4 protein-coding genes and 1 pseudogene are annotated in these 4286 nt (G+C 60.1%); 4 read left to right on the forward strand and 1 reads right to left on the reverse strand.

All coding sequences use genetic code 11. The features are described from left to right. Positions 1-26: 26 nt before the first annotated feature. Positions 27-344: a hypothetical protein gene (locus QZL67_RS09530; RefSeq protein ID WP_022290489.1), complete on the reverse strand. Its 318-nt coding sequence runs from the start codon at positions 342-344 to the stop codon at positions 27-29. 190 nt (positions 345-534) lie between these two features. On the opposite strand from QZL67_RS09530, the gene QZL67_RS09535 reads away from it, so the two are divergent. From QZL67_RS09535 to QZL67_RS11630, 4 genes and pseudogenes are all read left to right on the forward strand, one after another. After that, on the forward strand, positions 535-1395 hold the full coding sequence (locus tag QZL67_RS09535; protein WP_022290490.1) for a patatin family protein: 861 nt from the start codon (positions 535-537) through the stop codon (positions 1393-1395). A 264-nt stretch (positions 1396-1659) separates the two neighbouring features. Next, positions 1660-3408: a Na/Pi cotransporter family protein gene (locus tag QZL67_RS09540; protein ID WP_022290491.1), complete on the forward strand. Its 1749-nt coding sequence runs from the start codon at positions 1660-1662 to the stop codon at positions 3406-3408. A gap of 151 nt (positions 3409-3559) precedes the next feature. After that, positions 3560-3844, forward strand: a pseudogene (locus QZL67_RS11625) (ferritin family protein); the annotation flags it as partial. Between the two features lie 146 nt (positions 3845-3990). After that, complete coding sequence (locus QZL67_RS11630; protein ID WP_306765930.1) at positions 3991-4152, forward strand: rubredoxin-like domain-containing protein; 162 nt, start codon at positions 3991-3993, stop codon at positions 4150-4152. The last annotated feature ends 134 nt before the right edge of the window (positions 4153-4286 follow it).

The following is a 4286-nucleotide window of genomic DNA, read 5'->3' on the forward strand; positions in this document are numbered from 1 at the left end:
AGAGGGATTCCTCTCCCGCCGCTTGTTCATGCCTCCGGCTGGTCTGCCGCAGGATGTTTCGCCCGGCCGCCGTAGATGCTGTAGGGTTCGCTGCCCCGCTCCCGGAGCCGCTCTTCCAGCCACGCCCGCAGGGAATCCACCCCTTCCTCCGTCCAGGGGACCGTCATCATCTCCACGTCCTGAGCCTTCTCAAAGCATATATTTTCATATACCCAGCCCTGGATCTGGCCGTCCCCGGCCTTGCCGGTCCGCTGGAGCCGGTATCGGAACGTACCGATGGAGCCGGGATAGACCTCGGCCTTCTGCAGGAAGTGAAACGTCAAAAAGGAAAACGCGCCGTCCATACTCTCATCTCCCATTTATACTGCATCTCGCTTAACAGGATACCAGACCCGGCCGGTGCTGTCAAACGTCCCTGCCGGTACACGGTCCACCCGGCCGCCTGCGCAAATCGTTTGCTTTTTCCACAGTCCGGGGGTATGATATAAGTGTTGGAATTTTCGGAATTTTCGGACAATGAGGTGAACTTTACAGATGAAAACCGGACTTGTGCTGGAGGGCGGCGCCTTCCGCACCATTTTCTCCTGCGGCGTGTGCGACGCGTTTCTGGACGCGGGACTGCCGCTGCCAGATTACACGGTAGGCGTTTCCGCGGGAATCGCCTACGGCGTGAGCTATCTCTCCCGGCAAAGCCGCCGGAACCTGAAGCTCCTGACCACCTATGCAAACGACAAACGCTACATGGGCGTGGGAAACTTTCTGGACCGCCGCAACCGCAGCTACTTCGGGCTGAAGTTCTCCTATGAGACCATCCCCAACCAGCTGCTGCCCTTTGACTACGAGACCTTTGCCGCCTATCCCGGCACCGTGGAAGCCGTGGTCACCAATCTGAATACCGGCGGGGCGGAATATCTGGAGGTTCCCCGGAAGGACGCCCACTTTCTGCTGCTCCAGGCCACCTGTGCCATTCCGCTGATGTTCCCGGTCATCCATCTGAACGGCCAGCCCTATCTGGACGGCGGATGCGCCGATGCCATTCCCTGGCGGCATGCGCTGGAAGCCGGGTGTGACCGGGTGGTGGTGATTCTGACCCGGGAGCGGAGCTACTCCAAAGGCCCCAGCCATGCCCAGCAACGGGTCCTGGCCCGGCACTTCCGCCGCTATCCCCAATTTGTGGAAACCATGGCCCGCCGGGCGGAAGCCTACAACCAAAGCCGCCGGGACCTCTTCGCCATGGAGGGCTCCGGCAAGGTGCTGATCCTGGAACCGGAGAGCACTGCCGGATTTTCCCGCACGGAACGGGACGTGGAGAAGATCCGTGCCCTGTGGCAGTCCGGCTATTCCGTGGGACACCGAGCCCTGAACGACGTGCGTGCCTTCTGGACGGAGGAATGATCCGCTTTTCCGCGGATTTTCCCCCGGTGGGCAGGGTGTTGCTTTTCACTCCGCGGACACGGCCCTTTTCCGCATTTTACAGACACTTGCAACAAATTTTACTTTTTTCGTCATTTCCCCCTTCCCAGGCCCCTTTTTTGCATATATAATAGTGACGTATCATAGGCATTGACTGGATCGTACAAATTAGATATTGGAGAATGAGAGAGGGCTGTCCGCCAGCTGCGGACGGCCTCATTATCGGAATTGGAAAGGGAGAACCTCATGGATATTTTTTCCGTTTTCACACTTTGCGGAGGACTGGCATTCTTCCTATACGGCATGAACACCATGTCCAAGAGCCTGGAGAAAATGGCCGGCGGCAAACTGGAACGGCTGCTCAAGCGCATGACCTCCAACCCCCTAAAGAGCCTGCTGCTGGGCGCCGGCATCACCATCGCCATTCAGTCCTCATCCGCCATGACCGTCATGCTGGTGGGCCTCGTGAACTCCGGTGTCATGGAGCTGGGCCAGACCATCGGCGTCATCATGGGGTCCAACATCGGAACCACCCTCACGGCTTGGATTCTCTCCCTCACCGGCATTCAAAGTGAGAGCATCCTTGTGAACATGCTCAAGCCGGAGAATTTCTCGCCCCTGGTGGCCCTGGCGGGCATCATCCTCATCATGGGCTCCAAGCGGCAAAAGCGCCGGGACGTGGGCCGCATCATGATGGGCTTTTCCATCTTGATGTACGGTATGGAACTCATGAGCGATGCCGTCAGTCCCCTGGCGGATATGCCGGAGTTTGCAAGCCTGCTCACAGCCTTCCAGAACCCGCTGCTGGGCGTGCTGGTGGGCGCCGTGTTCACCGGCATCATCCAGTCCTCCGCCGCGTCCGTGGGCATTTTACAGGCTCTGGCGCTGACCGGTTCCATCACGTACGGCATGGCCATTCCCATCATCATGGGCCAGAATATCGGTACCTGCGTCACCGCGCTGCTCAGCTCCATCGGTGTCAACCGCAACGCAAAGCGGGTGGCGGTGATCCACATCTCCTTCAACGTCATCGGCACTGTGGTGTGCCTGATCCTCTTCTACGGCGGCAACATGATCTTCGGTTTCTCCTTCATGGACTGGACGGTGGGCGCCGTGGGCATCGCCTTCTGCCACACCGTATTCAATGTCTTCACCACGCTGCTGCTCCTGCCGTTCTCCCGCCAGCTGGAAAAGCTGGCGCGGAGACTGATCCGTACGGAAAACCCCGCCAAGGAGTTTGCCTTCCTGGACCCCCTCCTGATCCGCACCCCCAGCGTGGCCATCAGCGAGTGCGTGTCCATGGCCTGCCGGATGGGGGAAACCGCCCGGGACAATGTGCTGCTGGCAATGGAACAGCTCTCCGGCTTCAGTGAGGAGCGGGAGTCCAAGATCCTTGAAAATGAGGACAAGCTGGACACCTACGAGGACCGGCTGGGCAGCTATTTGGTAGAGGTCTCCCAGCACGGCGTGTCCATGACGGACATCCGCACCGTTTCCCGCCTGCTCCATGCCATCGGTGACTTCGAGCGCATCGGAGACCACGCCATCAATATCCAGGACTCCGCCCGGGAGCTGCAGGACAAGGAGCTGCACTTCTCCGCCGCTGCAGAAAAGGAACTCAAGGTCTTGAACGCGGCGCTGGAGGACATTCTCTCCCAGGCCGTATCCAGCTTCAATCAGGACGACCCGGCAGCCGCCAAGGCGGTGGAACCGCTGGAAGAGACCATCGACCAGCTCACCGAGGAGATCCGCATGCGCCACATCCAGCGTCTCCAGACCGGCGAGTGCACCATTCAGCTGGGCTTCGTGCTCAACGACCTGCTGACCAACCTGGAGCGGGTATCCGACCACTGCTCCAACATCGCCGTGTGCGTCATTGAGGAGCGGGACAGCTCTGTGGATCACCACGCCTATCTCCACCGGCTGAAGGTGGACGACAATTTCACCGAGGAATTGCAGGAGGAACTGAGCAAGTACCGCCTGCCCAATGCCTGAGCTGTTTTCGGACAAGCGTCTCCGCTTTGCGGAGGCGCTTGTCTTTTACTCAGCGGCATAAAATTCCTCCCTCCCGCAGAAACTACCGGCAAATCGCTCAAGCAGGAGGATACCTATGGAGTTGAAAAACAGTGAGACGCTGCAGAATCTGATGCGGGCCTTTGCCGGGGAGAGCCAGGCTCGAAACCGCTACACCTTTGCCGCTGAAGTGTGCCGTGAGCAAAAGCTCCAGGTGCTGGAGGCGGTATTCCTCTTCACCGCCGGGCAGGAAAAGAAGCATGCGGAGATCTTCTACAACCACATGCGGGAGATCACCGGCGGCACCGTCCCCATCGACGGCGGATATCCGGTGGACTTGACCCATGACGCGGCGGAGCTGCTGCGCAGCGCCCAGCGCCACGAGTACGAGGAGCACGACCCCGTTTACAAATCCTTTGAGCAGACCGCCCGGCAGGAGGGATTCCCCGCCGTGGCGGCCTCCTTCCCGCAGATCTGGCGGCCTCCTTCCAGCAGATCGCCGCCATCGAGCAGCTCCACGGCAACCGCTTCGGCGCCTACGCAGACCTGCTGGAAAGTGGGAAATTGTTTGTCTCCGATGCATCGTGCGGCTGGATGTGCCTCAACTGCGGCTATGTCTTTACCGGCACAGAGGCCCCCCGTACCTGTCCCGTGTGCGGCCACGATCAGGGGTATTTCATCCGTCTGGAGCTGGTGCCCTACGGCGCCAAGCCCCTGGGAAAGTGAGGCGTGCCATGGCGGAGATCTCTCCTCGGATCCGCTCCCGGCTCGATACCCTCTCCCCGGAACTGCGGGCGGCCGTGCTGGCCAAGGACGTTCCCCTGCGGACACTGGGAGACCTGATCGGCGTGCTGGATCAG

The sequence above is a fragment of the Oscillibacter sp. CAG:155 genome (genome assembly GCA_000436875.1).
Lineage (GTDB): Bacteria > Bacillota > Clostridia > Oscillospirales > Oscillospiraceae > Oscillibacter.

What these genes read in the sequence shown, in the direction of transcription:
- QZL67_RS09540 (WP_022290491.1), top strand. Translation starts at nt 1,660, where the DNA reads ATGGATATTTTTTCCGTTTTCACACTTTGCGGAGGACTGGCATTCTTC.
- QZL67_RS09535 (WP_022290490.1), top strand. Translation starts at nt 535, where the DNA reads ATGAAAACCGGACTTGTGCTGGAGGGCGGCGCCTTCCGCACCATTTTC.
- QZL67_RS09530 (WP_022290489.1), bottom strand. Translation starts at nt 344, where the DNA reads ATGGACGGCGCGTTTTCCTTTTTGACGTTTCACTTCCTGCAGAAGGCC.